General features: G+C 52.8%; 2 tRNA genes and 2 rRNA genes. All 4 read right to left on the bottom strand.

The features are described from left to right. Window positions 1-1,059: ribosomal RNA gene (locus ACE1CM_RS41175) — 23S ribosomal RNA — on the bottom strand; the annotation flags it as partial. A gap of 327 nt (window positions 1,060-1,386) precedes the next feature. Next, window positions 1,387-1,462 (bottom strand) — tRNA-Ala (locus ACE1CM_RS41180). 40 nt (window positions 1,463-1,502) lie between these two features. After that, a tRNA-Ile gene (locus tag ACE1CM_RS41185) sits at window positions 1,503-1,579 on the bottom strand. A 97-nt stretch (window positions 1,580-1,676) separates the two neighbouring features. Next, window positions 1,677-3,221 (bottom strand): 16S ribosomal RNA (locus ACE1CM_RS41190). Between the last annotated feature and the right edge of the window lie 210 nt (window positions 3,222-3,431).

Consider the following 3,431-nt stretch of genomic DNA (forward strand, 5'->3'; position numbering starts at 1 on the left):
AAGCCAACATCCTGACTGTTTTAGCCTTCCCACTTCGTTTCCCACTTAGCCAATTTTAGGGACCTTAGCTGGCGGTCTGGGTTGTTTCCCTCTTGAGTCCGGACGTTAGCACCCGGTGCTCTGTCTCCCAAGCTGTACTCATCGGTATTCGGAGTTTGCATAGGTTTGGTAAGTCGCCATGACCCCCTAGCCTAAACAGTGCTCTACCCCCGACGGTAATACTTGAGGCACTACCTAAATAGTTTTCGGAGAGAACCAGCTATTTCCAAGTTTGTTTAGCCTTTCGCCCCTATCCACAGCTCATCCGCTAGTTTTGCAACACTAGTCGGTTCGGACCTCCAGTACCTGTTACGGCACCTTCATCCTGGCCATGGGTAGATCACTTGGTTTCGGGTCTACACCCAGCGACTAAATTCGCCCTATTCGGACTCGATTTCTCTACGGCTTCCCTATTCGGTTAACCTTGCCACTGAATGTAAGTCGCTGACCCATTATACAAAAGGTACGCAGTCACCCTTGCGGGCTCCTACTTTTTGTAAGCATGCGGTTTCAGGATCTATTTCACTCCCCTCCCGGGGTTCTTTTCGCCTTTCCCTCACGGTACTGGTTCACTATCGGTCGATGATGAGTATTTAGCCTTGGAGGATGGTCCCCCCATGTTCAGACAGGGTTTCTCGTGCCCCGCCCTACTTGTCTGCAGCCTAGTACCACACGTTGGCTTTCGCATACAGGGCTATCACCTGCTATGGCCGGGCTTTCCATCCCGTTTTGCTAACCAGCGCGCTATCACTGCAAGGCTTTTCCAATTTCGCTCGCCACTACTTTCGGAATCTCGGTTGATGTCTTTTCCTCGAGCTACTGAGATGTTTCAGTTCACCCGGTTCGCTTCGTTGACCTATGTATTCAGTCAACGATACCTATCGCTAGGTGGGTTTCCCCATTCAGATACCTCCGGATCAAAGCTTATTTGCCAGCTCCCCGAAGCTTTTCGCAGGCTATCACGTCTTTCGTCGCCTATCATCGCCAAGGCATCCACCACATGCTCTTAGTCACTTGACCCTATAACTTTGACGTCTCTTTCGAAACATCTCCGCCATCTGTCTTGACTTGCGAGGTCTTTCACCTCGCGCGTTATGCCGTAATGTGAATCTTTCTTCGGTATTTCTACCTGGAGAACTATTCGTCATTACTTGAACAAACAAAGTTCGTTCGTTTTGACGCAATCAAATTTTTGTCACCGGCGGCACGGTGCAGTTTCCTGCTTTCCGCCGGCAACGCTGATTCGACTCTATGAATTTTTAAAGAACAGCCGTTTGATCGCTCTATCTCGATCAACAACAAAGCAGCCTTTTGCAAAGCCGCTTTGGTGTTGAAGCATTTTTTGGTTGGTGGAGGATGACGGGATCGAACCGACGACCCCCTGCTTGCAAAGCAGGTGCTCTCCCAGCTGAGCTAATCCCCCAGGAATCGCATTGTCGTGTCGCTTCGCATGGCACCGCACTTGGTGGGTCTGGTTGGTCTCGAACCAACGACCCCCGCCTTATCAAGACGGTGCTCTAACCAACTGAGCTACAGACCCAAGCCGGCCACCGCCTCAGGGCAGTTTCCCGCCTTCGCAGCGACTTCTTCCAACAACCGATAAGTGTGGGCGTTCAATTTGTGTGACAGTTTTCCAGAAAGGAGGTGATCCAGCCGCACCTTCCGATACGGCTACCTTGTTACGACTTCACCCCAGTCATCGGCCACACCGTGGCAAGCGCCCTCCCGAAGGTTAAGCTACCTGCTTCTGGTGCAACAAACTCCCATGGTGTGACGGGCGGTGTGTACAAGGCCCGGGAACGTATTCACCGCAGCAATGCTGATCTGCGATTACTAGCGATTCCGACTTCATGGAGTCGAGTTGCAGACTCCAATCCGGACTGAGATAGGGTTTCTGGGATTGGCTCACCCTCGCGGGTTTGCAGCCCTCTGTCCCTACCATTGTAGTACGTGTGTAGCCCTGGTCGTAAGGGCCATGATGACTTGACGTCATCCCCACCTTCCTCCGGTTTGTCACCGGCGGTCTCCTTAGAGTTCCCACCATTACGTGCTGGCAACTAAGGACAAGGGTTGCGCTCGTTGCGGGACTTAACCCAACATCTCACGACACGAGCTGACGACAGCCATGCAGCACCTGTCTCACGGTTCCCGAAGGCACCAATCCATCTCTGGAAAGTTCCGTGGATGTCAAGACCAGGTAAGGTTCTTCGCGTTGCATCGAATTAAACCACATACTCCACCGCTTGTGCGGGCCCCCGTCAATTCCTTTGAGTTTCAGTCTTGCGACCGTACTCCCCAGGCGGCGAACTTAACGCGTTAGCTTCGATACTGGGTGCCAAGTTGCACCCAACATCCAGTTCGCATCGTTTAGGGCGTGGACTACCAGGGTATCTAATCCTGTTTGCTCCCCACGCTTTCGTGCCTCAGTGTCAGTGTTGGCCCAGGATGCCGCCTTCGCCACGGATGTTCCTTCTGATCTCTACGCATTTCACTGCTACACCAGAAATTCCGCATCCCTCTACCACACTCTAGTGACCCAGTATCCACTGCAATTCCCAGGTTGAGCCCAGGGCTTTCACAGCAGACTTAAACCACCACCTACGCACGCTTTACGCCCAGTAATTCCGAGTAACGCTTGCACCCTTCGTATTACCGCGGCTGCTGGCACGAAGTTAGCCGGTGCTTATTCTTTGGGTACCGTCATCCCCACCGGTTATTAACCGATAGGATTTCTTTCCCAACAAAAGGGCTTTACAACCCGAAGGCCTTCTTCACCCACGCGGTATGGCTGGATCAGGCTTGCGCCCATTGTCCAATATTCCCCACTGCTGCCTCCCGTAGGAGTCTGGACCGTGTCTCAGTTCCAGTGTGGCTGATCATCCTCTCAGACCAGCTACCGATCGTCGCCTTGGTGGGCCATTACCCCGCCAACTAGCTAATCGGACATCGGCTCATCTAATCGCGTGAGGCCTTGCGGTCCCCCACTTTCACCCGTAGGTCGTATGCGGTATTAGCGTAAGTTTCCCTACGTTATCCCCCACGAAAAGGTAGATTCCGATGTATTCCTCACCCGTCCGCCACTCGCCACCCAGAGAGCAAGCTCTCCTGTGCTGCCGTTCGACTTGCATGTGTTAGGCCTACCGCCAGCGTTCACTCTGAGCCAGGATCAAACTCTTCACTTAAAACTACTCAGCCCGAAGGCCAATGCTTTGAATGCAGATCGTCTGATCACAAGCTTTACGTATCGCTTGCATTTCTACAATTGACAAGATGCTCATGAATCGAACGTCTGCAAGATGGACAGCTAGTCCTTCCTGCAGGCGCCCACACAAGTCACCTGCGCACACTGTCAAAGAGCCTCGAAGTCGGCCTCAGCGCCTTCCTTCGTAACC

The organism is Microseira sp. BLCC-F43 (assembly GCF_041929235.1).
Taxonomy (GTDB): Bacteria; Cyanobacteriota; Cyanobacteriia; order Cyanobacteriales; family Aerosakkonemataceae; genus Microseira.